We start from the raw sequence: 25,167 nt of genomic DNA, 5'->3' as shown, positions 1-25,167 counted from the left end.
AATCTAGAGTGTTCTCTAGGTCAAGGAGTGCCGTGGCTACGAGTGGCGGCGGGCTGCCGATCGGACGGGTCGCCGAGACGACCGGGTTGAGCGTGCACGCGCTGCGCTTCTTCGAGCGCGAAGGGCTGTTCCTGCGCGAGATCCCGCGCACCAGCGGCGGACAGCGGCTCTACGAGCAGTCCGATGTGGACTGGCTGGTGCTGTGCAACCGGCTGCGTGCCTCGGGCATGCCGATCACGGTGATCAAGGAGTTCGCCCGCCTGGTCCGGCTCGGCCCCGGCAACGAGCCGGAACGCCTTGCCCTGCTGGAAGAACACGAGCGGGCGGTGCGGGAGAAGATCACCGAACTGGAGGCGAATCTGGCGGTGATCCAAGGCAAGGTCCAGGCGTACCGGCGGCACGTCCACGAGGGGACGGCCGCCGGCGTCTGGGCGCCTCAGGGGCGCATCTCGTAGCGGCCGGACAGCTCCGCCACCTCGCCCCACAGCCGCTCGAACCGCTCCCGGTCCACCACCGGTCCGCGCACGTGCGCCAGGGCCCAGGACCGCTGCGCGTCGGTGGCGGAAGCCTTGCCGTGCAAGGCGACCGCGTAGCCGGAGAAGTCGCGGACCAGCACGTCGAAGACCTGGTCCAGGAGGTCCGGCGACGATCCGGTCAGCTCGGCCTGTTCCAGGATCAGCTGGCCGTAGACGACCAGGGTGAACAGCTGGCCCAGGTTGAGCAGGAAGTCCAGATCCTTCTGCTGCGCCTCATCGGGGGCGGCCGTGGTGAGCAACGTCTTGAGGCCGTCGGCCTGCTCCAGGAAGCGGGCCACGTTGGGGATCTTGGCGAAGCGCTCGTACACCGCGCGCCAGTCCTGGAAACGGATCTTGCCCAGGCCGCGGGCCGGGCCCTGCTGGAAGAAGAACTCGTCGTCGGCGGCGTCGTGCCGGGTGGGCACGGCGTCGTACTCGGCCGGGTTGAACAGGTAGTTGGGCATGAACTTGAGCACCAGGGCCAGGTTGACGTGCACCGTGCCCTCCAGCTTGGGCAGCGCCCTGATGTGCGCGGTGGCCTGGTTGAAGTAGGTGTTCTTCTCAAAACCCTTGGCCGCGATGACATCCCACAGCAGGTCGATCACCTGCTCGCCCTCGGAGGTCACCTTCATCTTGGTGATCGGGTTGAACAGCAGGTAGCGCCGGTCCTCGGCGGTGGCGGAGCGGAAGTAGTCCACCGACCGGTCGGCGAACAGCTTCATCGCGGCCAGCCGGGCGTAGGCGTCCACGAAGTTCTGCCGCACGTGCGGGAACTCGGTGACCCGCTTGCCGTAGAGGATCCGGTTGTGCGCGTGCGTGATCGCCTCATAGAACGAGTGCTCAGAGATGCCGATCGAGGCCGTGCACAGGTTGAACTTGCCGACGTTGACCGTGTTCAGCGCCGCGCTGAAGGCGTCCGGGCCGGTGTGCAGGATGTCCTGCTCCCGCACTGGATAACCGTCCAGGCGGAACTCGGAGACGTACATCTGCGAGTCGACCACGTTCTGCACCAACGAGAACTTCTCGTGCTGGGAGTCTGCCGCGAAGAACACGTAGCCCTCTGGACCGTCCACATCGGACCGTCGGCCGAACACCGAGACGATCCCGGCCACGTTGCCGTTGCCGATGTAGTACTTGTCCCCGGTCGCGGTGAACCCGCCGTCCGCGCTGGGGGTGAGGATCATGTCGGTGGAGTAGACGTCCGCGCCGTGTTCCTTCTCCGACAAGCCGAAGGCGAACACCGCGCCACTGTCCAGGAGTTCGGCCGCCCGGTCGCGGGCTTCCTTGTTCTCGCTCATCCAGATCGGGCCGAGGCCGAGCACGCTGACCTGCCAGGTGTACCAGTACGGCAGGCCGTAGAAGCCGAGGATCTCGCTCAGCGCGGCGTTGCGCGTGGCGTCCCAGCGCTTGTGCTCGTCCCCGGCGGCGTCGGCGGCGGGGGTGTTGAAGGTGGCGAACAGCTTCTCCCGCCGCACGAAGTCCAGGAACTCCGTGTACCAGACCCGGTCCAGGGCATCGGAGAGCAGCCGGCGCTTGCCGCGGGCCTCGAACCAGTCGATCGTGGCCCGCAGCAAGCGCCGGGACTCGGAGTCCAGGTGCGTCGGGTCGTAGCTGTCGGGGTTGAACAGCACCTCGTTGCCCACGGTCGGGTCCCTTCGTCCTGGAAGAAGATCCCCGGTAGGCTACCAGTCGGTAACTTAGCTGGCGTCGACCTGTGTCAGGCCCCTCAGCGCGGGCGGCAGCGGCGCGGTGTGCAGCACGCCGAGCCGCTGGGTCGCCCTGGTCAGCGCCACGTAGAGGTCGTTGGCGCCGCGCGGGGACTCGGCCAGGATCTCGGCCGGGTCGACCACCAGTACCCCGTCGAATTCCAGGCCCTTGGCCTGCCGGGTGCTCATCAGCACCACCTGGTTCTCCAGTTCGGGGCTCTCGCCGAGCGCGGCGCCCGGCACGACCTCCAGGACCGCCTCGCCCAATTCGGCCAGCTCGGCGGCCGGGACGATCACGCCGAGGCGGCCTTCGCCGATCTCGGCCAGTTCCCGCAGCACCGTGTCGGCGAGCTGTTTGGCCAGCTCGCCGCGGTCGACCCGGCGGCTCCACGGGGCCTGTCCGCTGTCCCGGACCGAGCTGGGCGGGGTGAGTCCGGCGGGCAGTTCAGCGAGGACCTCGGCGGCGATGTCCATGATCTCGCGCGGGGTGCGGTAGTTGACCGTGAGCTGGGTCAGCTTCCACCGCTCGGCCACGTAGGGCCCGAGCACGTCCTGCCAGGAGTTGGCCCCGGCCAGATCGCCGGTCTGCGCGATGTCGCCGACCAGGGTCATCGACCGGCTGGGGCTGCGCCGCATGAGCAGCCGCCAGGCCATCGGGGACAGTTCCTGGGCCTCGTCCACGATGACGTGCCCGAAGGTCCAGGTGCGGTCGGTGGCGGCGCGTTCGGCGGCGGTGCGGGTGTCCACCTCGTCGTAGCGGTCGGCGAGCTGTTCGGCGCTGATCAGGTTGTAGGCCATCAGCATCTCGGGGTCGGCGTCGTCGTCGAGGTCGAGGATGTCGAGGACGCCCTGGGCGTAGGCGCGGCGTTGTTCCTGACGTTTGCGCTCGCGGGCCTTCTCCGCCCGGTCGTCCACGCCGAGCAGTTCCATCGCCTCGTCCAGCAGCGGCACGTCCGCGGGGGTCCACGGCGCGCCGGGTTCGCGCAGCAGCAGTTTGCGTTCGGCTTCGGACAGGTGCGGGGTGGCGCGTTCCAGGCGGTCGGGGTCGCTGAACAGGTCGCGCAGCAGTTGTTCGGGGGTGAGCACCGGCCAGAGCTGGTCCATCGCGGCCCGGACCTCGTCCTCGGCGCGCAGTTCGGCCCTGATGTCGGCCAGGTCGCCGCGGTCGAGGAATTCCCGGCCCAGTTTGCCGGCGACCTTGCTGGTCAGCCGTTCCAGGAGTTCGCGTTCGACCAGCGGGCGGGCCAGGTTGTGCAGGCGCCGGGAGCGGCGGCCGCGGCTGACGATGCCCCGGCAGTCGGCGGGTTTGAGCACCAGGCGCTGCCGCTCGAAGAGGATCTCGACGGACTCCTCGGGCGGTTGCTGCCGGTCCTTGACCGCGGCCTTGAGCACACCGAGGAAGTCCAGGCTGCCCTTGATCGCGGCGGCCTCGGGGGATTCCTGACCGGTGGCCGTGACCCCGGGGTACAGCTCGCCCATGGTGGCCATCAGCACGCTGGTCTCGCCGAGGGAGGGCAGCACCTCGCCGATGTAGTGCAGGAAGGTCTGGTTGGGGCCGACGATGAGCACGCCGCGGCGGGTGAGCATGTCGCGGTGGGTGTAGAGCAGGTAGGCGGCGCGGTGCAGGGCGACCGCGGTCTTGCCGGTGCCGGGCCCGCCTTGGACGACCAGCACGCCGGAGAGGTCGGCCCGGATGATCCGGTCCTGTTCGCCCTGGATGGTCTGGACGATGTCCTTCATCCGGCCGGTGCGGCTGGCGTTGAGCGCGGCCAGCAGCACGGTCTCGCCGGTGAGGCCGTCGCCGTGTCTGGACTGGCGGCCCTTGTTGTCGGCGGTGATGTCCAGGACCTCGTCGTCGATGTCGACGACCTTGCGCATCCGGGTCTTGATGTGCCGCCGCCGGTGCACGTCCAGGGGGTTGGCGCCGGTGGCGAGGTAGAACGGGCGGGCGGCGGGCGCGCGCCAGTCCATCAGCAGCGGTTCGTACTCGTTGTCCTCGTCGAAGATGCCGATCAGGCCGATGTGCCTGGCCTCGCCGTTGTCGTAGTCGAGCCTGCCGAAGCACAGGCCGGCCTCGACCGCGCTGTACTGGGCGAGCTGGCGGTTGAAGTGCGCGGCGGAGACATCGCGTTCGGTGCCCGCGGACAGGCTGCCGCCGGCGGATTCACGCAGGGTTTTGGCCAGCCCGGTCTTCGCGCGGGCGCGCAACCCGTCGAGCCTGCCGTAGAGCATGGAGACGTGCTCCTGCTCCCGAGCCAGCTCCGCCGTCCGCAGGTCCTCGTCGGTTGACAAGCGGGCTTCCCCTCTACTAAGCTCGTGCCAGACACATTTTCAGTGTCCGTTTCCCATGCGCACAGTCTGATGCGCTCAGGAATGGCAAATATAGCCGTTTCTCTTCTTTCACGCCAACGCCCAGTTCAGGGCTGGCCCGCTGTGCGCCGTGGGGTCACCGGTCGCAGGTCGCCGGGGTTGATCCGCACCGTGGGCAGCACGAGACTCGGCAGCCGCAGGCTGGGCAGCACCGGGTACACCGGCTGCTGATACACCGGGGTGCGGAACGGGTTGTGGGTGTTCAGCGGCGGGCGGTAGGGGCGGTATTCCTCGCGGAAGACGAACAGCGCGAGCAGCACGCCGACCGCGACGATGCAGGCGGTCCACAGACTCAGTTTCTGACTGCGTCTGCTGTCCGCGCGGATCTCCGGGTCGGCGATGCCCAGGCGCAGGTCGGTCTTGCCTGTTTTGGCGGCGGGGGCGGGGCGGGGTTTGTGGCTGTCCACGCCGAGCGCGGCCAGGTGTAATCGCAGCCGGGGGACCTCGCGGGGGTTGTCCAGGGCGCGTTGCACCAGGTCGCCGAGTTCGATGGCCGGATCGCGCACGATGAGTTTCGGGGTGCCTGCCCAGGGCGCGGTCCAGCTGGCCGAGCCGGCCCGGACCAGAGCCGCGCCGAGCAGGCTGAGCAGGGCGGCGCGCAGCAGGTCCGGGCCGCGGTCGGTGGTGGTGCCGGCGTGTTTGGCGACCTGGTCGGCGAGTTCCTCGGCGCGGCGGGCGTCCAGGAGTTCGAGTACCGCGTTGATGGTGAGTTCGGTGGTTTTCCCGCCGCGCAGGGTGTGCACGGCCGGGCGTAGCCAGGCGAGCTGGCGTTCGACGTGGCTGCCCGCGGCCAGGGCCACCCATTCCCGCCACGGCATGGTCTTGCGCTGCTGGGGATACATGGCTTCGCGGACCCGGTGCGCGGCCTCGGCCGGGTCGGCGCCGAGCAGGTTCAGCGCGGGCCGCAGTTCGCGGGGCAGGTCGCGGGGCGGCAGGGTGGCCAGGTAGGCGAGCCGGTCGGCCAGGCTGGGGTGGGTGTCCAGGGCGGCGCGGGCGGATTCGGGTGGCGCGGCGCGGTGCTGGGCGAGCACGTCGCGGTAGTCGGGGTCGGCGAGCATGGCCTCGAAGGCGCTGAACGGGTCATCGGGGACGGCCCCGGCGGCGGCCAGTGGGGTGAGGAAGCGGTCCCGGAAGTCGGTCCAGGCGGCCATCAGCACCAGGGCGGAGCGCAGTGCCTCGCCGGTGACCGCGGGTCCGGCGACCGCGGCGGCGGCGCGGTCGGCCTCGATCTCCTGGCGGCGCAGCACGGCGAAGGCGATCCGCACGTAGCACCAGCCGTAGAGCCGGATGACGCCGAAGATCAGTCCGGAGTACATCCTGGCCAGGGCGTTGGTGTTGATCGCGCTGCGCATTTCCTCGGTGGCGGTGTCCAGGGCCAGGGCGCCGCGGTAGACCACCGCGCCGAATCGGTTGTGCCGTCCGGCGAAGTGGCCCAGTTCGTGGCTGAGGATGGCTTTCAGTTCGTCCAGGGGGAGGCCGGTGAGCAGCGGCAGGCCGAGGTAGAGGCGGCGTTCGCCGACGACCAGGCCGAGCATCCGGGTGTCCTCGGTGACCGCGGCGTTGGCCTCGGCGGTCAGCCGGATCTCGTCCGGCATGGGCGCGCCGGCGCGTTCGGCGAGGTCCTCGACGGTTTTCCAGAGCAGCGGGGCCTGGGCGCGGGTGAGGATGACCGAGTCGAGATCGAGGTGGCCGGGGGAGTTGGTGGCCAGCACGCCGCGGACCACGCCGAGCAGCACCGGGATGCTGCTGCCCGCGATGAGCACGGGCAGGTGGAAGTTGGTGGGGAAGGTGTTGGTGGGCAGGGTGAGGGTGTGCAGGGCGAGCACGACGAAGGCGAGGTAGCCCAGGACCAGGCAGGCGGCGAGCACGTAGAAGCCGGCGAGCAGCCCGACGGCGAGCAGCCCGCGCACGGTCGCCAGCACCCGGGAGATCACGACAGGCCCAGCCTCCCGGAGATCCGGGCCAGGGCCTCGGCGTCCTCCGCGGCGCCGGCCCGCAGCTGGTTCTCGGTGCGCCGCAAGGCTTCCGCGACCGCGTCGGCCGGTTCGCCGGGCTGACCGGGCAGGGTGACCCGGCGGACCTTGCCGGTGAGCGCTTCCCGGTCCCGCACCCCGGTGAGTCCGAGCAGGCTGTCCAGCGCCACCCTGGCTTTGCCGAGCATGGCGGTCACCGCGCTTTCACTGGTGTCGAGTTCGGCCGCGATCTGGCGGGCGCTGAGCCCTTCGGCCCAGTGCAGGTAGGCGACGACGCGATGCTTGCGCGGCAACCGGGACAGCGCGTCCAGGACGAGGCGGACTTCGGCGGCCTGTTCGGTGGAGCACCGGGCGGGCAGCGACACCACGAGTTCCAGGGGCCGGTGCATCCGCCACCGCCGCGCCGCCGCCCACAGTCGCCGCTTCACCGCCTGGTAAACCCACTCCTCGGGCGCCCGGTCGGCGAGTTCGGCCCAGCGCCGCATGGCCTCGGCATAGGCCTCCTGGACGGCGTCCTCGGCGTCCTGGCGGTTGTGGGTGAGCATGAGGGCGCGCGCGAGCATGCCGGGGCAGGTCTGGGCGAAGAAGACCGGGAAGTCCACCGATCAATGGGATCACGCCCGCCTGACAAAAGCCCTCCGCCAGATGACGTAGGCGGGGCTGGGCAGGTCACGGTCCGATGCCGTCGAGGAGCACGACGACCCCGTCGGTCCCGGCCTGGCGATCCCGGGAGATCTCCTGGTACGCCGGGGATTGGGACCATTCGCGGAAGGCGTCCTGGTCGGGGAAGGAGATCAGCACCGCCTTCTGGTGCGGGTACTCGCCCTCGACGGCGGCAGGGGAGTCGTCCGCGGCGAGCAGAGTGCCCCGGTGACCGGCGAAGACCTCCAGGAAGCGCGCCTGGTAACGCCCGTACGCGGCGAGGTCGGTGATGGTGAACTGAGCCAGCACATAAACAGTCATACCGATCCCCTACCAGAACACCCACCCCACCCGGAGTGTTGGCCGTTGTCGTACGCCGAGTTGGCCGTTATGGACGCTGGGTTGGCCGTTATGGACGTCGGGTTGGCTGTTGTGGGCGGGGGTGGGGGTGAAAACCCCAAGACACGAGCCCTCGGAGCCACGCTGGTTCCGGCCCCGGCAGCCCAGACCCCGCCCCGCAACCTGCTGGACCCGGGGTTTGATCTGCCCCACCCCTCCGGTGGTCTGCCCGGCCGGCGAGGCCATCCTTTTTTGGATCTTCGCTTTCGTTGTGAAGGGGCATGGGCGAAGAGCAAGAGCCAGTGCTCGTGTGCGGTTCCCCATCCCCGTCAGCCCTCCGATACCAAACCACATCCCGGGCAGCGGCCCGGTCGCGTTGCGTTGGACCGGCGGCGGTTTGTGTTGTGGGGCCGCTGCCCGGGATGCGGTGTGTCCTCTCCAGGCTGACGGGGATGGGGAACCGCTCGGATTAGGTTTTCGAAAGGCCACCCCCGCTGCCTGTCCCGGGCTTCGCCCGACCGCGACGGCCTACGGCGTACAACAACGGCCAACGTGGCGTCCCACAACGGCCAACGTGGTGTACGACAACGGCCAACACGCGCGGGTGGGGTTAGGCGGTGAAGCCGCCGTCGGCGTTGATGGTGGCTCCGGTTACGTATTGGGCGGACGGGGTGGCGAGGAAAGCGACTACTGCGGCGATCTCTTCTGGGGTGGCGAAGCGGCCCAGGGCGGTGAAGGCGTTGATGGCTTCGACGAAGGCTGGGTCGGTGGGGGCGGCATCGGTGTGAGTGGGGCCGGGGCTGACCAGGTTGGCGGTGATGCCGCGGGGGCCGAGTTCCCTGGCCAGGGCCTTGGTGAGGCCGGTGAGGGCGCTTTTGCTCATCGAGTACAGGGCGAAGCCGGGGAAGACGGCGCGGTCGGCGACGTTGCTGCCGATGGTGATGATGCGGCCGCCTTCGCGCAGGTGGGGGAGGGCGGCCTGGGCGGCGAGCAAGGGCGCGCGGACGTTGACGGCGAGGGTGCGGTTCACTGCTTCCGCGGTGAGCTGGTCCAGCGGGGCGAAGTCGAACGCGGCCGCGTTGTTGACCAGGATGTCCAGTGCGCCAAGGGTTTCCACCGTCGTTGCCACGGCGGTGGTGATCGCCACGGGGTCGGCGCTGTCCGCCTGGATGGCCAGGCCACGTCCGCCGCGATCTTTGATCTCCTCGACGATCCGGGCGGCGGCGTCGGCGCTGGTGTTGTAGGTGATGGCCACGTCGGCGCCCTTGGCGGCCAGGGCCAGCGCGATGGCGGCGCCGATGCCCCGGCTGCCGCCGGTGACCAGGGCGGTCCGGCTTGCGAGTTCGTTCATGACGCAAAGCCTGGTTGAGCGGACCGTCCTGGTCTGGCGGAGTTCGGACGCGGAGTTACACCGGGATTTCGGCGGGCAGGCCGAATTTCTCGAACAGGGACAGGTCGAAGAAGCTGGAGACGTGGGTGATTCCGTTGGGGCCCAAGGTGAGCACCGGGAGGTTGAAGGGCTTGTACACGTCGCCGTCGCGCATGTAGAGGCCGAAGCCGGGCTGGCCGTTGGCGTTGATGGGGAGCAGTTTCATGTCGCCGGGGCCTTCGGCGGGGCAGGCGGTGTCGATGAGCCTGCCGATGTTGGCCGCGCCCTGGTACCAGCCGATGAACGGCGGCATCTCCCACACCGCGTCGGCGGTGAACAGGGCCACGATCGCGTTGATGTCCTTGTCCTCGAAGGCTTTCACGTAGCGTTCGAGCAACTCGCGCTGATCGGCGTCCAGGGGCGCGGCGACCGTGTCCTGGCGGGGCTGGACCGTGTCGAGCTGGGCGCGGGCGCGTTGCAGGGTGCTGTTCACCGCGGCCACCGAGATGTCCACCGCCTCAGCCACCTCCGCGGCCTTCCACTGCAGCACATCGCGCAGGATCAGCACCGCGCGCTGCCGCGGCGGCAGGTGTTGCAGGGCGGCCACGAAGGCCAGCCGGATGGTCTCCCGGTCGGTGACGATGGTGGCCGGGTCCGCGCTGTCCAGACCGATCGCGCTGTCCGGGATCGGTTCCAGCCACGGCACTTCCGGCTGCTGCACCAAGGGATCCTCGGCCTGCGAGCCGGGCTGGCCCAGGCCGGTGGGCAGCGGGCGCTTGGCCCGGTTCTCCAGCGCGGTCAGGCAGGTGTTGGTGGCGATCCGGTGCAGCCAGGTGCGCAGCGAGGACTGGCCCTCGAACTTGTCGTAGGCCCGCCAGGCGCGCAGGTAGGTCTCCTGCACCAGGTCCTCGGCGTCGTGCGCCGAGCCGAGCATGCGGTAGCAGTGCGCGAGCAGCTCCCGCCGGTACTGGCCGGCCTGACCGAGGAACTCGTCCTCGACCGGCTTCTCCGTGGACACCACGACCGTTCTTCCTCTCCCCAGACAGCTCGTCAGCAAGCCGCCCCAGTCTGCTTCATGGCCCCTGACCTGTACAGACGGGCCCGCCGGAAAAAAGTTCGGCGGGGTGCGATGAGTTTGCCGCGGGGCCGTGGTCAGTACGGGTGACAGCACAACGAGGACAGCATCTGGGGAGCCAGCCATGACCACCATCGCCACCGCCGCCAGCACCGCCAAGCCCGCCTCCCGCGCCGGGAACATCGCGCTCTGGACCCTGCAGGGCCTGCTCGGCGCGTTCTTCCTGGTCGCCGCGGCGATCCCGAAGCTGGTCGGCGAGGCCACCGCGGTCGGGATCTTCGAGACCATCGGCGGCGACTGGTTCCGCCTGTTCATCGGCGTGCTCGAACTGGCCGGCGCGATCGGCCTGGTCATCCCGCGACTGGCGGCGGCGGCCGGGCTGGGCCTGACCCTGCTGATGGTCGGCGCGACCTACTATCAGGTGGTCGTCTTCGGCACCCCGATGCTGGCCATCACCACGGTCACCCTCGGCGTGCTCGCCGGGATCGTCGCCTGGGCCCGCCGCCCGCGCCGATCCGCTTGATCTTTTTGCCTGAATCCCCCACGAACAAGCCGACAAATCAGGAGAATCCCGTCATGCGCATGATCTTCGTCAACCTGCCGGTCAAGGACGTCGCCGCCGCCCGCGACTTCTACACCAAGCTCGGTTTCACCGCCAACGAGCAGTTCAGCGATGAGAACACGGCCAGCATGGTGGTCGAGCAGAACATCACCGTGATGCTGCTGGGCGAGGCCAAGTTCAAGGAGTTCATTAACGGGGAGATCAGCGACCCGAACACCACCGAGGTGCTCAACGCGCTGTCCGCGGACAGCCGCGAGGAGGTCGACCAGCTGGTTGCCGCCGCGCTGGCCGCCGGTGGCGCCGAGTGGAAGCCGTTCCAGGACCACGGTTTCATGTACGGCGGCAGCTTCCGCGACCTGGACGGCCACGTCTGGGAGGTCATGTGGATGGACCTGGCCGCGCTGGCCGAGGGCTGAGCTGCCCGCACCAGAGACCGAGTACACCGGAAACGACGGCCGCCCGCGCACCCCAGGTGTGCGGGCGGCCGTCGCGGTATCACGGGTTCGCGATGGTCACCGCGACCGCGGCCGGGGTCAGCTTGTCCTTGCCGACGCCGCCGGCCTCGTAGTAGACGTAGCCGTCGAAGGTGGAGTAGCCGGTGCTGCCCGCCTTGGCCTTGTAGGTGGCCTGGATCGAGCGGCTTTCCCCTGGCAGCACGGGGGTGCTGTCCGCGGCGACCGCGTTGTTGACACCCGAGGGCGTGCAGCCGACGCACGATTCCAGGGTCCACGCACCCCCGTTGACCGCCGGGTGGATGCCCTGCCACAGGAAGATCACCGGCGTGCTCTCGGGGTTGATGAAGGTCGCGGTGAGCACGAAGGTCTCTTCTGGGGCGACCGTGGTCTTGCTGGCGGTGTACACGGCGGGATCGGCCGCGGCGAAAGCGGTTCCGGTGGGCAACAGCAGGCCGAGGACCCCGGCCAGGGCGAGAAGGACTCCGGACAGCACCGCGCGGGCACGAGCGGACACAGCTCACCTCACATGACGTTGGCGCACAAGGGAAACAGCGGGGCGATCGCCGCAGCGGACACTATCCGGCGCCCCGTCCGAAGACAACGCATGGTGATTGGGGGACCACTGTCCGTATCAGTGGATCTTCCGCGTTCGGCCGCGGGAACCAGGGCTGACCGGGGTAGTCGCCGCCGCCGGACGGGCTCAGCCGCCGACCGGGACCGGCCTGCGCAGCCAACTCCACACGTCCGGCGCAATGCCCGCGGTATGCGGCCTGGTCGCGAAGTGTTCGGGGGTGCCGAGCTGACCCCGCCGGGCCGCCTCGTCGTCCAGGGTGAACTCCGGGCGCAGGTGCTGGGTCTCGTAGTAGCGGTGGAAGACCGGGGTGAGCGAGCCGGACATGGGCGGCACGATCCAGCTCCAGTCAGCGGGGCAGCTGCGCCCCGCCTTCTCCTCCTTGGCGATGTGGGTCAGGAACCGCTGCGATTCGGTGTGGTGGTCGCTGATGGCGACCCCGGCGACCTGGTAGGAGTGCAGCACCGCGCGGTTGATCTCGACCAGGGCCCGGTCCCGCCACAGGGTGGCCTCCGAGCTGGTGTCCAGGCGCATCCGCTCGGCGATCTCGGGCAGCGCGTCGTAGCGGCCGGTGTCGCCGAGGTTGCGGGCGCCGATCTCGGTGCCCATGTACCAGCCGTTGAACGGGGCCGCCGGGTAGTTGACGCCGCCGATGGACAGGGTCATGTTGCTGATCGCCGGGACCGCGTGCCAGCGCAGGCCCAGTTCACCGAACCAGGGCAGGTCCGGGTGGGTCAGCGGCACCTCCACCCGCACATCGGCAGGCAGGTCGAACAGCCGGGGGCCGTCCGCGGCGGTCTCCACCACCAGGGGCAGCAGGTCGAACGGGCCGCGTGGCAGCGGCCGTTCCCAGCCCATCCGCAGCACCTGGGCGGTGAACCCGGTGTAGCGCGGGTCGCCGAGCACGGTGCCGTCGCCGACCGGGTAGCCGGCGTAGCGCAGCAGCTGCTCGTTCCAGATCCGCGGCGCCGGCCTGCCGGGCAGGTCGGGGGCGAACACGGTGATGGTCGGCCGCACCCGGCCGTCGTTGTGCGCCACCCGCAGGTGCTCGAAGCACTGCGCGGCGATCTCCGCGGCGCTGTGCACCGCGCGCAGGTCGCGGACCTTCATGCTGCGCCAGTACAACCGGCCGATACAGCGCGCGCTGTTGCGCCAGGCCACCCGCGCGCCGAAGGCCAGCTCCGCGCTGGAGTGCTGGTAGCCGCCGGTCAGTTCGATCTCCGCGCGCACCCAGCGGACCCGGGTCTCCACGTCGCCGGCGTCGGGGTGCTCGGCGTGGAACAGGCGCAGGAACTCCTCGGCCTCGTCCGGATCCACGCTCGGCGCCACGGGTGTCTCGGGCGGCTCGACGGCCAGGTGTGCCGGGCGCGCCCAGGGCTCGCCGGGACCGGTGGAACTGGCGGAGGAGAACATTGTGCTCAACCTAGTCGTGCTCGATCACCCGTTCGAGGGGCGGGGTGGCGTTGTCGGGCAGCGGCAGTTCTGCGGCGATGAGCGGCTTGAGTGTTGCGTTCGCCACTCTCGTGTGACATGCAGAGGGTGAGCGCACGAGTGGGGAGAGCTGCGGGTGACCGAGGACAAGGCCGCCGGGGACAGCAACAACGAGCTGAGCGGCACGGTGGGCGGGAACGCCTGGCAGATCAGGGATGTGCACGGCGACCTCCACGTCGGGCCGGGCGCGCCACCGCCGCGGGTGCCCAGGCAACTGCCCGGGATCGCCGGTCACCTGGTCGGCCGGGCACGGGAACTGGCCGCGCTGACCGGAGTGCGTGCGGCGGGGGCGCGGGTGGCGGTGGTGTCGGGGGTCCAGGACGCGCCGGGGGTGGGGCGCTCCGCGCTGGCGCTGCACTGGGCGCACCAGGTCGCCGCGGAGTTCCCGGACGGCTGCCTGTACGCGGACCTGCGCGGTTCGGCGGACGCGCCACCGGTGCGGGCCGACCACGTGCTGCACCGGTTCCTGGAAGCGTTCGGCGTCGAGCGGATTCCCCCGGATCACGACTCCCGGCTGGGCCTGTACCGCGAACTGGTCGCCGACCGGCGGATCCTGGTGGTGCTGGACGACGCCCGCGACGCCGACCAGGTCCGCCCGCTGCTACCCACTGGCCCGGCCGCGTTCGCGGTGGTCACCGCCCGCCGGTCGCTGCCCGATCTCTACGCCACCCACGGCGCCCGGCCCCTGGTCCTGGACACCCTCGACGCCCCCGCCGCCCGCGAACTGCTCGCCCCCTACCTGGGCGCGGACCGCCTGGCCGCCGAACCCGTCGACGAGCTGGCCCTGCTGTGCGGCCGGCTGCCCGCCGCGCTGCACATCCTCGGCCCCTACGCCGCCACCATGCCCCTGGCCACCCTCACCGCGGGCCTGGAGGAACGCCTCGGCCTGTCCCGCATCCCGGACCTGGCGGGCAAACTCGCCGCCGTCCAGGAGTGGCGCCGCCAAGTGTCCACATCGGACAGTCAGCCGCGGATTTCCCTGGCCGCAGCGCACAACCCGGCGCTGCTGCCGATCGCCGCGGTCGCCATGTCCGCCACCACCGTCGCGGTCTGGACCGAGACCCTCGGCATCGCCACCCTGCTGGCCGTGGTCTACCTGGCCGCCCGGTTCACCCTGCTCGGCCTGGGCCTGACCTGGTTCCGCCGCGACGGCGACCGGGCGCGACTCGGCCTGGGCCTGGCCGCGGGCAGCGCCCTGGGCTCGGTGGCCGACGCGCTGACCTCCATCCACGCCCGCGGCGACATCCTCGGCTGGCTCCAGTTCCTGGCGGTGGCCGCCTTTATCGCCCTGCTGATCCTGCGCCTGGCCCCGCTGCCCCGCCCGCACCGCCCACCGCTTCTGCCACCCAGCCGGCGCCCCTTGGCCTACGGCGTGATCATCGCCTTGGCCGCCCAGTTCATCCTGCTGTTCGTGGCCATCCCCAGCGGGTACAGCACCGCCAGCCTCATCACCCGCGCCGGCGCACTCGGCGCGCTGCTCCCGTACGCCGCGCTCGGCGGACTCTGCCTGCTGGTCGCGCTCACCACGGTCACCGGCCCGCGCCTGCGCGCCTTCATCCCGGCCGCGCTGCTCGCCTTCGCCGTGCCGGAACTGTTCCTGTTCCTGGGATCCCTGCTGCTGGGCGACAACTTCACCTACGTGGGCAGCTCGGTGGCGGTGCTCGGCGGCGGCGCGACCCTGTTCGCCCTGTTCCAGTCCGCCGCCCTGGCCACCCTGACCGGCTGCACGCTGCTGCTGTTCAGAACGGCCAGTCCGCGCCGCTGAACCCGGCCAGTCCGGCGAGCTGCTCGGCCCCCGGCCAGCCCGAGTCGATCACCAGCTGGCGCACCGAGCGCGGTGGATCCGCCCGCAGGTGCAGGCTGCGGTTGAGCCGGATCTCGAAGGTGTCCAGGTCCAGCACCGGCGTCCGCCGCCCGGCGCCGGGCCGTCCCAGGGGTTCGGTGACGATCCCGAACACCGGTGAGCCGCCCAGCAACCACAGTTCGGGCGCGAGGTCGGTGGCCGGTGCGGAGAAGGCGAAACTGCCGTGCCAGGGCCCGGTGCAGGTGATGTCCAGGCGCAGCCAGGGCGTGATCACCTCGCCGGTGTCCGGGTCCAGGTGCACGCCGTCCTCGGTGACCGCGCCGACCGGGGCGGCGCACCAGCGCACCCGGCCGTCCAGGTTCTCGGCCAGCCAGAAGCCGCCCTCGCGATGCAGCAGGGAGATCAGCCGGGACAGCGGTTCGCCGGTGGTGGCCCGCCGCCAGTCCTGCTCGTCGACGACCAGGAACGGCACCATCACCGCGGATTCGTCGTCCGGCTCGGCCCGCCCGGCCGGGCAGTGACCGGCGAGCCTGCCGAGCACCGGGGAGATCCCCCGGATCGCGGCGGTGCCCGCGCGCAGCCCGGCGATGTAGGCGAGGCGTTCGTCCGCGGTGCACAACCGGGGTGGCTCGCTGGTCATCGGCCCTCCGGACTCCCGCGATCACGGACAGTATCCGTCGGGAGCCGGTGGGTGGCCATCCCCCAATCGCGGTGGGTCGGGAGACGACCGGCCGCCCGCGCCGCCGTCGAGTTGGCCCAACCGGTACGCCCGGTTTGGCCAACCAGGCGTACGACTTGGGCCAACTCGACGTTGGGTGGGTTATGGGCTGGCGCCGGGGGTGGTCGCGGCCTGGCGGCGGGCGGCTTCGCGGAGGACGTGTTCGTCTGTGCGGGCGTCGTAGCGGCGGAACTTGGGCAGGGCCGCGGCCAGTGCCGCGACGCCGGCCGTGCAGAGCAGGCCGCCGCTGATGATGGCGGTGGGCACGCCGGTCCACTGGGCCATCAGCCCGGCGCGGGCGTTGCCGAGCATCGGGCCAGCCGAGTACGACAGCAGTTCGATCCCGGCCAGCCGCCCGCGTAGCTCGTCCGGGATGGACTGGTTCCAGATGACCGACCGGAACAGGCCGCTGATCATGTCGAACACCCCGGCCAGGACCAGGCAGACCAGCACCAGCCACAGACTGGTGGTCAGCCCGGCAACCGCCATCACCGCGCCCCAGGCCGCGGCGGCCAGGATGACGGCCAGGCCGTGCCGGTGCACCTTGCTGGTCCAGCCCGAGGTCAGCGCCGCGAGCAGCGCGCCCACCGCGCCCGCGGAGTACATCAGGCCCAGCGCCCAGGGGGCTTGCAGGCGGTCCACCAGGAACGGGAACAGCGCCTGGGGCATGGCCATGGCCATCGCGACGATGTCGACCAGGTAGGTGCCCGCCAGGTCGGGGCGGGTGGCGGCGTAGCGGATGCCGGTGGCGATGCTGCGCAGACCGGCCGCCTCGGCCTTCTCGGTGGGCGGGGAGGCCCGCATGCGCAGGAGCAGCAACAGGGACAGGCCGAAGGTGAGCATGTCCAGGAAGTAGGCCCACTGGAATCCGGCGAACTGGACCAGCAGCCCGCCCAGGGCCGGTCCGGCGATGGCGCCGAAGTTCCAGCGCAGCGAGTTGAGCGCGCCCGCGGAGGCCATCATCGAATGCGGCAGGTACCGCGGGACGAGGCCGTCCAGGCTGGGGCGTTGCAACGCGTCGAAGGAGGCCACGCCCGCCGCGACCACGTAAAGCACCCAGACCTGCGGAGTGGGCAGCATCGCGTTGAGCAGCAGGCCCCCGGTGCAGACCATCAGGCCGACCTCGCACCAGACCACGATTTTCCGCCGGTCCAGGGCGTCGGCCAGCGCGCCGCCGTAGAGGCCGCACAGCACCATCGGGATGAACTCGGCCAGCGCGACCAGGCCGACCGCGGCGGGGGAACCGGTGAGTTCCTTCATCTGGATCGGCACCGCGACGAAGGTGACATAGCTGCCGAACATGGTGATCGCGCCCGAGAACGTCAGATACCGGTAGTCCCTGGACACGCGAAGCGGACTGAAGTCCATGCGCAGCGCGGCGATGCGGGCTCGCCAGCCGGATCGTTGGTCGGACACGAGCGGTCATGGTCGGCCGCGCACCCGGATCGCGCCACCCAATTACCAGGGCAGGGTGAGGCGGGCGTGCAACATCAGTTCCAGCGCGCGGCTGCGGGCCGGGCGGGGGATCGAGCCGAGCCGGCCGGCCATCGTGGGCAGCCGCCGGTGCGCGCCGGTGGCGACCGCGGCGGCGGCGATGAGCGCGGCCGAGGGGTGCGAGTCCAGGATGCTGTGGCCGATCCCGGTGAACGGCACCAGGATTCCGTCCGGGACCAGGTCGGCGATCTGGGCCGCGATGACCCTGGGCGTGCGCACATCGCGTTCGCCGGAGAGCACCGCGACCGGCCAGTCGAAGCCGGGCAGTTCGGCCGGCAGGTCGAAGGGTTCGCCGGTGAAGGGCGGGAAGTCCTTGGCGCGCTTGGCGAAGGACAGGTTGACATCCAGGGGCAGGCCGTCGGGTTCGGGGGCGTAGCCGAGTTCGCGGAAGGCGATCGCACCGGCGAGGTCGAACTCCATCACACCCGGCTTGTTCTCGGTGATCTCCCGGTTGCCGAGCCCGTGCAGCCACCGCCACAGCCGGTCCCCGTGCCCGGCGGCGATCCGTTCCAGGAGCCGCCGGACCAGCCGCGGGCCGCCGTACTCGTGCACCAGCTGGATGACATCGCCGGTCTGCGCGGGATCCAGGCGGCCGGCGGCCACCAGTTCGCGCAGGATCCGCGCGGCGGGCGCGGTGTCCGGGTCCGCGCCGTCGAGGTAGCGGCGGCGCAGTTCGGCGCGTTGCACCCGGCCGTCGTGCGCGGTGAGCATCGGCGAGTCCAGCACCATCCCGGCGACCCGGTGCGGATGCCGGACGCCGAAGCCCTGGGCCAGGTAGGTGCCGTAGGAACAGCCGTAGACCACCACCCGATCGAGGTCAAGATCGTCGAGCACGGCGGCGAGGTCGTCGACCACCTGGGTGACGGTCATGGCTGCCAGGGGCAGGTCCTGGCCGCTGTCGTCGGTGCGGGACAGGCCGACACCGCGGTGTTCGACCATCACCACGTCCAGGCATCGCGCGGTGGCCACGGCGCGATGCCCGACGTAGGGCAGCACCGAGGCCAGGCCGGGGCCGCCGGGCAGGATCAGGATCGGTGGCGGGGCAGCGGGCAGTGGGTCCGCCCGGACGTGGCTGAGCGCGAATCCGGCCAGGCTGCCGGGTGTCACCGGCCTGCGCGTCGAGCGCACTCCCGGCATGATCCGCAGGCTTTCCGCGAGTTCCGTGGTCACCACCCCCTGCCCCCGACCATACCGAGTAGCGAGGCAGTGATGTGTCAGTTGAGCCGTTCGACGCGCACCGGCAACACTCCCGCCGACTGCGGGGCGAGGGCGCCGAAGGCGGCCCAGGTGAGGTTCACGCAGCGGTCCGGGTGGGCCTCGGCGTTGGGGCTGAAATCGTTGACCCGCACCTGCACCGACTTCTCGGCGCCGGTCCAGGTGACCCGCAGCAGCGTGTTGTGGCCCCAGTCGCGGGCCCCGGTGGTCAGGGCCAGCCGGTCGAATTTCTCCCCGTAGGCGGTCATCCGATCGGGTTGACCTTCCACGCCGTACCAGGACGCCTTGCAGTCCAGGACCGGTGGCCCGGACGGGTCGGCGGCGGCCACTCCCGGGCTGATCATCAGCAGGGCGGTGGCGGCGAGGAACGGGAACAGGCGGCGTGGCATGGGTTTTCCTCCGAGCTGACCGTCCACCGTGGACGGTCGCCCCAGAGTAGTCGATCTTGATTCAGCCGAGTCCCTCGGCGGTGCGGCGCAGTTCGGCCAGGGTTGCCTGCACCAGTGGCCGCGTCTCGGCGCCGCGGCGGATGGCGGCGAAGACCCGGCGCACCGGGGCCGGCGCGACCAGGGGCCGGGTGACCGCGCCGGTCAGCCGCACCCCGTACAGCGCGGTGCGCGGCACCAGCGCCACTCCCGCGCCCGCGCCGGCCAGTGCGGCGGTGGCGCGGAAATCGGCGGAGTAGTGCGCGATCCGCGGTGTGATCCCGGCGTGTTCGCAGGCCAGCCGGACCACGTCGTAGACCGGGTTGCCGGGGGAGGGGCTGATCCAGTCCTCGCCCGCCAGCTCCGCCAGGGGGACTTCGGCGGCCTGGGCGAGGGGGTGGGCGGCGGAGAGCACGGCGTCGAAGGGTTCGGCGTAGAGGGCGACCCTGGCCACCCGTTCGTCGTCCTCGCGGGGCGCGCCGCGGTATTCCACCGCGACCGCCAGGTCGACGCCGCCGTCCATCAGCATCGGCAGGCTCTCGTGGCCTTCGGCGTCGCGCACCCGCACCAGCACACCGGGCGCGCGTTCGCGCAGCGCGGCGATGGTGGGCGCGACCAGCAGGCCGATGGCGCTGGCGAAGGCGGCCACCACGATCTCGCCGTTCTGGCCGCTGGCGTGCGCGGCCAGTGCGGCCTCGGCGCGTTCGAGTTCGGCCAGGATCGTGTTGGTGTGACTGAGCAACAGCTCGCCGGCGGCGGTGAGCCGGACCCGCCTGCCGCGGCGTTCCAGGAGCGGCTGGCCGACCTCGGTCTCCAGCGCGGCCAGGTGCTGGGAGACCGCGGACGGCGTCACGTACAACGCGTCCGCGGCCGCCGTCACCGTGCCGTGGTCGGCCAGCGCCCGCAGCATCCGCAGGCGGCGGAGGTCGAGCACGACCTCAGCCCTCGCCGCGATGGGTCACTCGCAGACCTTCCAGCCCGCTTCCTCCTTGGCCAGGGACAGCTGCTGCTTCGCGGGGGTCTGGCCGGCGGCGGTGAGGTCGATGAAGGCGATCCCGGTGGTCGGCATGGCCATCACCTTGGCCACGGTGAGCGTGGCGTCCGGGACGTGCTTGACGACCTTGCCCTCCGACTTGTTCTTGGTCAGCTTCTCCACCATCTTCGCGCAGGTGAACGGCGCGTACTCGGAGACCGGGGTCTTGCCGCCGGAGCGCAGGTCGTTCTGCCACGCCCCGGCGAAACCGGTCGCCGCCGCGCGGGCCGCGGCCGCCTCGGCGCCGGTGTCGCCGCCGCCGCCGGTGTCGGAGCCGGTGGGCGCGACGCTGCCGCCGCCGGTGGTCGGCCGCACCGAGCCGGTGGTCAGCTTCGGCCGCGAGGTGGCGGTCACGCTGGTCTCGCTGGTCTGCGCGGCCGCGGTGTTGGACGGGGTCGGGTCGTCCCCGGAGAAGGCGTAGATGCCGCCGATCACCGCGCCGGTCACGATGACCACCGCGGCCACCGCGATCCCGGCGATCAGGCCCTTGTTCGGCCCGCTCGGCGGGGTCGGGCCACCCGGGTAGCCCGGCTGCTGGTAGCCGCCGAACTGCTGGTTCTGCTGGTAGCCCTGGTTGTACGGGTCCTGCGGCTGGCCCGGCTGGCCCGGCTGGCCCCAGCCCTGCTGCTGCGGGTCGGGCTGGCCGTATCCCGGCGGCGGCTGCTGGCCGAAGCCGGGCTGCGGGCCGGTCTGCGGGTACCCGGGCGGCTGCTGACCGGGCTGCGGCTGGCCGGGCTGCTGCTGGCCGGGCTGCTGCTGCGGGTAGCCGGGCTGCTGCGGCGGCTGCTGCCCCCAGCCCGGCTGACCCGGCTGCTGGCCGTAGGGGTCGGGCTGGCCGTACGGGCCTGGCTGCTGGGGCGGGTAGGTCACCGAGTACTCCTGCGGAAAACGTGGGGGGCGAAAGCCACCACAGTCTGACGCAGACCGGTGAGTCGTGTGGTCCGAACGGGTCAAAACCCGCCCGGACTCCACCAGAAGTGCTAGGCGCGGGTGCTAGGCCACCAGGTAAGCGGGCAGGTCGCGGCCCAGGTCGTCGAAGACCTCGATGTTGTGCCGGTAGGCCACGATCGCCTCCTCGATCACCCGGCGCTGCTCGGCCGGGTCGAACGGGAGCAGGTCGAGCATCTCCCGGTAGCCGTCCTTGAACCGCTTGACGTTCTTGATCAGCGGGAAGGTGTAGGCGGAGGCGCCGCGGTCGCCGGGCAGGTCGTAGGCGCGGATCACGCAGCGCTGGATGATCTGGCCGCCGGAGAGGTCGCCCAGGTAGCGGGTGTAGTGGTGCGCGATGAAGCCGCCGGGCCAGTCGAAGCAGACCGCGCGCATCCGGTCCAGGTAGCGCAGGGTGGCCGGGCTCGGGGTGATCCGGTCCGGCCAGTCCAGGCCGAGCAGGTAGGCCAGGTCCTCGGCCAGCGCGGGCGCCCGGTCGAGTTCCGGCAGCACAAAACGTCGCCCGATCGGGTCTGTTCGCATGACCTGCGCGGCCTGTTCGAGCACCGAGTAGGCGAAGTACTGCTGGGCGACCATCTCGGCGTACCCGGCGCGGCTGAGTTTGCCGGCCAGCATCGCGTCCACGTATGGGAGTTGTTGCGCCTGCGCGTGATCACCGCGGGTGCGGGCTCGCAACTCGGTGGAAAAACGCTGCGGTGCAACGGTTTCGCTGTTCTCGGACACGGTCAGCCTCCTCCTCGCCCGGACCCAGTGTGCGGCCGGAGCGGACGGGGGGTCAAGGGTTTCACGACAGGTTGTCAGAATATCCTGACGAGGTGTCAGAATCCCGTCGTGTTCACCCAGGCTAAGTTAGGCTTACCTAAGTTGTCCAGGGTGCGAGAGAGTGTGCCCCAGGTCACCCGGGTGCCACGATGAGTTTCCGGTGGCCCGCCGGTCTCTCTTCCCGTAAGCCCGGCAGCGAGTCAGAGGAGCAGGACCCATGCGCATCGTGGTCAGCGAGTTCATCAGCCTGGACGGCGTCGTGCAGGCCCCCGGCGGCGCCGAGGAAGACACCGACGGCGGGTTCGCGCACGGCGGCTGGTCCGGCCCGTTCTTCGACCCCGAGGTGGTCGGCGTGGCCTTCGACGAGGCGCTGCGGGACGCCGACGCGCTGCTGTTCGGCCGCCGCACCTGGAGCGTGATGGCCGGGGCGTGGCCGGAGCGGGCCGGCGACCCCTTCGCCGACCGGATGAACGCCATCCCCAAGCACGTCGTCTCCGGCACCCTCGGCGAGGCCGACCTGACCTGGCACAACACCACTCTCATCCCGGGCGCGGAGGCCATCGCCGAGATCCGGAAGCTACGCGCGAGCGAGGGCGGCAACCTGCTGATCATGGGCAGCCCGAGCCTGGTGCGCGCGCTGATCAGCGCCGGTCTGGTCGACGAGCTGCGGCTGATCCTGATGCCGGTGCTGCTCGGCGGCGGCAAGTCGATCTTCCCGGCCGACGGCGGCAAGCGGCCCCTGGAACTGGTGTCCACGGTCAAGGGCAGCACCGGCGTGCAGGTCTGCGTCTTCCGCCCGGCCCAGGAGAGCTAACGGCGGGGGAGCCTGCGCGGGTTGCCGCCGGGGCCGAGCCGCGCGCCGACTCCGCGCAGCACGAACCCCACGGTGTGCTCGGTGGCCTCGGCCAGGGCCCGTTCGTCCAGCCCGGCCAGGCTGCGGCCGCTCACGCACGCGGTGACCAGGGGCACCAGCGCGTCCAGCTCGGCCGCGGGCAGGTAGCCCTGGTCCATCCCGGCGGACAGGACCCGGCGCAGCGTGGCCTCCAGTTCGGCCACGTGGTCCAGGACCCGGCTGCGGCCCTGTTCGGACAGCAGTGGCCGCAACGCCGAGCTGGGCGGCATGTGCCGGGTGGCGAAGACCCGGATGTGCAGCCGGACGTAGGTGGCCAGCTTGTCCACCGGGTTGTCCAGTTCGGCCAGGGCCGCGGTCAGCTCACGCAGGTAACCGCCGGTCTCGTGCTCGGCGAAGGCCAGCAGCAGCGATTCCTTGTCCGGGAAGTAGTTGTACATCGCGGTGCGGCCCACCTCGGCCGCGGCGGCGACCTCGGCCAGGGTGATCGCGTGGTAGCCGCGTTCGCCTGCCAGCCGGGCCAGGGCGGCGAAGATCCGCTCCCGGGTCTGCTCCCGGTGCTCGGCCAGTGAGCCACCGACGATCTTCGGCATACCGACCAGGATATGCCCGGCACAGGCCGGACCGGGGACGGCCGATAGCATCGAGGCTCCTCGGGCGTGCCGCGCCCGGTGCCTGACCTCGATGTCCTAGGAGTTCGTCGTGTCCCAAGCCAGTCCCGCGCCCGCCGTGCTCGCCTCGCGTGTGACGGTGCCAGCCGGGACTACCGCCGGCGCGGCCCTGCGCGAGGTGGAAGCCCCGAACAAGGGGGCCCAGGCCGTGGTCGTGGTGCGCGATCCCGAGGGCAACCTGCGCGACCTGTCCTGGACCCCGGCCGTGGACACCGAGGTCGAGCCGGTCACCGCCGAGTCCGCGGACGGCCGCAGCGTGATCCGGCACTCCGCCGCGCACGTGCTCGCCCAGGCGGTGCAGGAACTCTTCCCCGAGGCCAAGCTGGGCATCGGCCCGCCGGTCAAGGACGGCTTCTACTACGACTTCGACGTGGCCCGCCCGTTCACCCCGGAGGATCTGACCGCGCTGGAGAAGCGCATGAAGCAGATCATCAAGGGCGCGCAGCGGTTCTCCCGCCGGGTGTTCGGCTCCCAGGACGAGGCCAAGACGGAACTCGCGGCCGAGCCGTACAAGCTGGAACTCGTCGACCTCAAGTCTTCCGAAGACTCGCTTGCGGGGTCGAGCATCAGCGCCTTGGACACCACTGAGGTGATGGAGGTCGGCGGCGGCGAGCTGACCATCTACGACAACCTCGACCCGCGCAGCGGCGAGCGGGTCTGGGCCGACCTGTGCCGCGGCCCGCACGTGCCCACCACCAAGTACATCCCGGCGTTCAAGCTGACCCGCTCGGCCGCCGCCTACTGGCGCGGCAGCGAGAAGAACCCGCAGCTGCAGCGGATCTACGGCACCGCCTGGGAGACCCAGGAGGCCCAGGACGGCTACCTGGAGCTGCTGGCCGAGGCCGAGCGCCGCGACCACCGCAAGCTGGGCGTGGAGCTGGACCTGTTCAGCTTCCCGGACGAGATCGGCTCCGGCCTGGCCGTGTTCCACCCGCGCGGCGGCGTGATCCGCAAGGCGATGGAGGACTACTCGCGGCAGCGGCACGAGGAGGAGGGCTACGAGTTCGTCTACAGCCCGCACATCACCAAGGGCGGGCTGTTCGAGACCTCGGGGCACCTGGACTGGTACCGCGACGGCATGTACCCGGCGATGCACCTGGACGCCGAGTACGACGAGGACGGCAAGCTGCGCAAGCCGGGCCAGGACTACTACCTCAAGCCGATGAACTGCCCCTTCCACGACCTGATCTTCCGGTCCAGGGGCCGTTCCTACCGCGAGCTGCCGCTGCGCATGTTCGAGTTCGGCACGGTCTACCGGTACGAGAAGTCCGGCGTGGTGCACGGCCTGACCCGGGTCCGCGGCATGACTCAGGACGACGCGCACATCTTCTGCACCCCCGACCAGGTGCAGGAGGAGCTGAAGTCCCTGCTCGGCTTCGTGCTCGGGCTGCTGCGCGACTACGGCATGGACGACTTCTACCTGGAGCTGTCCACCCGCAACGAGGAGAAGTACGTCGGCTCGGACGAGGTCTGGACCGCCGCCACCGAGGCGCTGCGCTCCGCCGCCGAGGACTCCGGCCTGGAACTGGTCCCCGACCCCGGCGGCGCGGCCTTCTACGGCCCGAAGATCTCCGTGCAGGTCAAGGACGCCCTGGGCCGCACCTGGCAGATGTCCACCATCCAGGTCGACTTCAACCTGCCCGAGCGGTTCGAGCTGGAGTACACCGCGGGCGACGGCTCCCGCCAGCGCCCCGTGATGATCCACCGGGCTCTCTTCGGCAGCATCGAACGCTTCTTCGGCGTCCTCACCGAGCACTACGGCGGCGCTTTCCCGGCGTGGCTGGCCCCGACCCAGGTGGTCGGCATCCCCATCGCCGACGACCACGTGGACCACCTCATGGGCGTGCAGAAGGCGTTGCGCGCCAAGGCGATCCGTGCCGAGGTGGACGCCAGCGACGACCGCATGCAGAAGAAGATCCGCAACCACACCACGCAGAAGGTGCCCTTCCTGCTCCTGGCCGGCGCCAAGGACGTGGAAGCGGGCGCGGTCTCCTTCCGCTTCCGCGACGGCACCCAGATCAACGGCGTCCCCACCGAACAGGCAGTCGACCTCATCGCCACCTGGATCGCCCGCCGCGAAAACACCAGCCCCACCGCCGACACAGTCACCCCCCTCCTCCCCCAGTAACCCGTCCACAACGGCCAAAACCCCGTACGACAACGGCCAACACGCCGGCAG

Annotated in this window: 23 protein-coding genes; 6 read left to right on the top strand and 17 right to left on the bottom strand. The window is 70.8% G+C overall.

Annotated features, from left to right (window positions below):
- Nucleotides 1–32: 32 nt before the first annotated feature.
- Nucleotides 33–455: a MerR family transcriptional regulator gene (locus tag MZC64_RS16680; RefSeq protein ID WP_247757620.1), complete on the top strand. Its 423-nt coding sequence runs from the start codon at nucleotides 33–35 to the stop codon at nucleotides 453–455.
- Here MZC64_RS16680 and MZC64_RS16675 read toward each other — a convergent pair.
- From MZC64_RS16675 to MZC64_RS16645, 7 genes are all read right to left on the bottom strand, one after another.
- The gene (locus MZC64_RS16675; protein WP_247758274.1) at nucleotides 437–2,146 is read right to left on the bottom strand and encodes an acyl-CoA dehydrogenase family protein; all 1,710 of its coding nucleotides are present in this window, start codon (nucleotides 2,144–2,146) and stop codon (nucleotides 437–439) included. The two genes, MZC64_RS16680 and MZC64_RS16675, sit on opposite strands and share 19 nt — an antisense overlap.
- Before the next feature lie 66 nt (nucleotides 2,147–2,212).
- On the bottom strand, nucleotides 2,213–4,453 hold the full coding sequence (locus MZC64_RS16670; RefSeq protein ID WP_247758272.1) for an AAA family ATPase: 2,241 nt from the start codon (nucleotides 4,451–4,453) through the stop codon (nucleotides 2,213–2,215).
- Between the two features lie 185 nt (nucleotides 4,454–4,638).
- Nucleotides 4,639–6,525 (bottom strand): M48 family metallopeptidase, encoded by a 1,887-nt coding sequence (locus tag MZC64_RS16665; protein WP_247757619.1) that lies wholly within the window; start codon nucleotides 6,523–6,525, stop codon nucleotides 4,639–4,641.
- On the bottom strand, nucleotides 6,522–7,166 hold the full coding sequence (locus MZC64_RS16660; protein ID WP_247757618.1) for a sigma-70 family RNA polymerase sigma factor: 645 nt from the start codon (nucleotides 7,164–7,166) through the stop codon (nucleotides 6,522–6,524). Before MZC64_RS16660 ends, MZC64_RS16665 begins: the two co-directional genes overlap by 4 nt.
- Nucleotides 7,167–7,233: 67 nt before the next feature.
- Nucleotides 7,234–7,527, bottom strand: coding sequence for a DUF1330 domain-containing protein (locus tag MZC64_RS16655; RefSeq protein WP_247757617.1), 294 nt, complete (start codon nucleotides 7,525–7,527; stop codon nucleotides 7,234–7,236).
- A gap of 628 nt (nucleotides 7,528–8,155) precedes the next feature.
- A complete protein-coding gene (locus tag MZC64_RS16650; RefSeq protein ID WP_247757616.1) occupies nucleotides 8,156–8,896 on the bottom strand; it encodes an SDR family NAD(P)-dependent oxidoreductase in 741 nt (246 codons plus the stop codon).
- A 55-nt stretch (nucleotides 8,897–8,951) separates the two neighbouring features.
- Nucleotides 8,952–9,932 carry a sigma-70 family RNA polymerase sigma factor gene (locus MZC64_RS16645; protein ID WP_247757615.1) on the bottom strand — a complete coding sequence of 327 codons (981 nt, stop codon included), beginning with the start codon at nucleotides 9,930–9,932 and terminating at the stop codon, nucleotides 8,952–8,954.
- Between the two features lie 181 nt (nucleotides 9,933–10,113).
- Between MZC64_RS16645 and MZC64_RS16640 the strand changes: the two genes are divergently transcribed.
- Complete coding sequence (locus tag MZC64_RS16640; protein WP_247757614.1) at nucleotides 10,114–10,512, top strand: DoxX family protein; 399 nt, start codon at nucleotides 10,114–10,116, stop codon at nucleotides 10,510–10,512.
- Nucleotides 10,513–10,565: 53 nt separating this feature from the next.
- Nucleotides 10,566–10,967 carry a VOC family protein gene (locus tag MZC64_RS16635; RefSeq protein WP_308301018.1) on the top strand — a complete coding sequence of 134 codons (402 nt, stop codon included), beginning with the start codon at nucleotides 10,566–10,568 and terminating at the stop codon, nucleotides 10,965–10,967.
- A 79-nt stretch (nucleotides 10,968–11,046) separates the two neighbouring features.
- On the opposite strand, the gene MZC64_RS16630 is transcribed toward MZC64_RS16635, so the two are convergent.
- Together MZC64_RS16630 and MZC64_RS16625 are read right to left on the bottom strand one after the other, a co-directional pair.
- Entirely contained in the window at nucleotides 11,047–11,520 is a 474-nt protein-coding gene (locus MZC64_RS16630) for a hypothetical protein (RefSeq protein ID WP_247757613.1), read from the bottom strand.
- Between the two features lie 186 nt (nucleotides 11,521–11,706).
- On the bottom strand, nucleotides 11,707–12,990 hold the full coding sequence (locus MZC64_RS16625) for a nitric oxide synthase oxygenase (protein ID WP_247757612.1): 1,284 nt from the start codon (nucleotides 12,988–12,990) through the stop codon (nucleotides 11,707–11,709).
- Between the two features lie 154 nt (nucleotides 12,991–13,144).
- On the opposite strand from MZC64_RS16625, the gene MZC64_RS16620 reads away from it, so the two are divergent.
- Nucleotides 13,145–14,833: a hypothetical protein gene (locus MZC64_RS16620; protein WP_247757611.1), complete on the top strand. Its 1,689-nt coding sequence runs from the start codon at nucleotides 13,145–13,147 to the stop codon at nucleotides 14,831–14,833.
- Here MZC64_RS16620 and MZC64_RS16615 read toward each other — a convergent pair.
- The 7 genes from MZC64_RS16615 to MZC64_RS16585 form a co-directional block, all read right to left on the bottom strand.
- Nucleotides 14,808–15,512, bottom strand: coding sequence for a hypothetical protein (locus MZC64_RS16615; protein ID WP_247757610.1), 705 nt, complete (start codon nucleotides 15,510–15,512; stop codon nucleotides 14,808–14,810). The two genes, MZC64_RS16620 and MZC64_RS16615, sit on opposite strands and share 26 nt — an antisense overlap.
- A gap of 180 nt (nucleotides 15,513–15,692) precedes the next feature.
- Complete coding sequence (locus tag MZC64_RS16610; protein WP_247757609.1) at nucleotides 15,693–17,006, bottom strand: MFS transporter; 1,314 nt, start codon at nucleotides 17,004–17,006, stop codon at nucleotides 15,693–15,695.
- Nucleotides 17,007–17,048: 42 nt separating this feature from the next.
- Nucleotides 17,049–18,254, bottom strand: a complete 1,206-nt coding sequence (locus MZC64_RS16605) for an alpha/beta fold hydrolase (RefSeq protein ID WP_247757608.1) — start codon at nucleotides 18,252–18,254, stop codon at nucleotides 17,049–17,051.
- Nucleotides 18,255–18,298: 44 nt separating this feature from the next.
- A complete protein-coding gene (locus MZC64_RS16600) occupies nucleotides 18,299–18,688 on the bottom strand; it encodes a septal ring lytic transglycosylase RlpA family protein (RefSeq protein WP_247757607.1) in 390 nt (129 codons plus the stop codon).
- Nucleotides 18,689–18,749: 61 nt separating this feature from the next.
- Nucleotides 18,750–19,658, bottom strand: a complete 909-nt coding sequence (locus tag MZC64_RS16595) for a LysR family transcriptional regulator (RefSeq protein ID WP_247757606.1) — start codon at nucleotides 19,656–19,658, stop codon at nucleotides 18,750–18,752.
- 24 nt (nucleotides 19,659–19,682) lie between these two features.
- Entirely contained in the window at nucleotides 19,683–20,627 is a 945-nt protein-coding gene (locus MZC64_RS16590; protein ID WP_247757605.1) for a hypothetical protein, read from the bottom strand.
- A 123-nt stretch (nucleotides 20,628–20,750) separates the two neighbouring features.
- Entirely contained in the window at nucleotides 20,751–21,428 is a 678-nt protein-coding gene (locus tag MZC64_RS16585) for a biliverdin-producing heme oxygenase (RefSeq protein ID WP_247757604.1), read from the bottom strand.
- Between the two features lie 256 nt (nucleotides 21,429–21,684).
- Between MZC64_RS16585 and MZC64_RS16580 the strand changes: the two genes are divergently transcribed.
- Complete coding sequence (locus tag MZC64_RS16580) at nucleotides 21,685–22,281, top strand: dihydrofolate reductase family protein (protein ID WP_247757603.1); 597 nt, start codon at nucleotides 21,685–21,687, stop codon at nucleotides 22,279–22,281.
- Here the strand turns inward: MZC64_RS16580 and MZC64_RS16575 are convergent.
- A complete protein-coding gene (locus MZC64_RS16575; protein WP_247757602.1) occupies nucleotides 22,278–22,961 on the bottom strand; it encodes a TetR/AcrR family transcriptional regulator in 684 nt (227 codons plus the stop codon). The genes MZC64_RS16580 and MZC64_RS16575 overlap by 4 nt on opposite strands.
- A gap of 58 nt (nucleotides 22,962–23,019) precedes the next feature.
- On the opposite strand from MZC64_RS16575, the gene thrS reads away from it, so the two are divergent.
- Nucleotides 23,020–25,116 carry a threonine--tRNA ligase gene (thrS, locus tag MZC64_RS16570; RefSeq protein WP_247757601.1) on the top strand — a complete coding sequence of 699 codons (2,097 nt, stop codon included), beginning with the start codon at nucleotides 23,020–23,022 and terminating at the stop codon, nucleotides 25,114–25,116.
- Nucleotides 25,117–25,167 lie beyond the last annotated feature (51 nt).

The sequence above is a fragment of the Crossiella sp. S99.2 genome (assembly GCF_023094165.1).
Lineage (GTDB): Bacteria > Actinomycetota > Actinomycetes > Mycobacteriales > Pseudonocardiaceae > Crossiella.
This window is presented reverse-complemented; position numbering and strand designations above follow the sequence as displayed.

Coding starts and splice junctions, on each gene's coding strand:
- MZC64_RS16670 (WP_247758272.1), bottom strand. CDS start 4,453: ATGCTCTACGGCAGGCTCGACGGGTTGCGCGCCCGCGCGAAGACCGGG.
- MZC64_RS16655 (WP_247757617.1), bottom strand. CDS start 7,527: ATGACTGTTTATGTGCTGGCTCAGTTCACCATCACCGACCTCGCCGCG.
- MZC64_RS16650 (WP_247757616.1), bottom strand. CDS start 8,896: ATGAACGAACTCGCAAGCCGGACCGCCCTGGTCACCGGCGGCAGCCGG.
- MZC64_RS16640 (WP_247757614.1), top strand. CDS start 10,114: ATGACCACCATCGCCACCGCCGCCAGCACCGCCAAGCCCGCCTCCCGC.
- MZC64_RS16635 (WP_308301018.1), top strand. CDS start 10,566: ATGCGCATGATCTTCGTCAACCTGCCGGTCAAGGACGTCGCCGCCGCC.
- MZC64_RS16625 (WP_247757612.1), bottom strand. CDS start 12,990: ATGTTCTCCTCCGCCAGTTCCACCGGTCCCGGCGAGCCCTGGGCGCGC.
- MZC64_RS16615 (WP_247757610.1), bottom strand. CDS start 15,512: ATGACCAGCGAGCCACCCCGGTTGTGCACCGCGGACGAACGCCTCGCC.
- MZC64_RS16600 (WP_247757607.1), bottom strand. CDS start 18,688: ATGCCACGCCGCCTGTTCCCGTTCCTCGCCGCCACCGCCCTGCTGATG.
- MZC64_RS16580 (WP_247757603.1), top strand. CDS start 21,685: ATGCGCATCGTGGTCAGCGAGTTCATCAGCCTGGACGGCGTCGTGCAG.
- MZC64_RS16575 (WP_247757602.1), bottom strand. CDS start 22,961: ATGCTATCGGCCGTCCCCGGTCCGGCCTGTGCCGGGCATATCCTGGTC.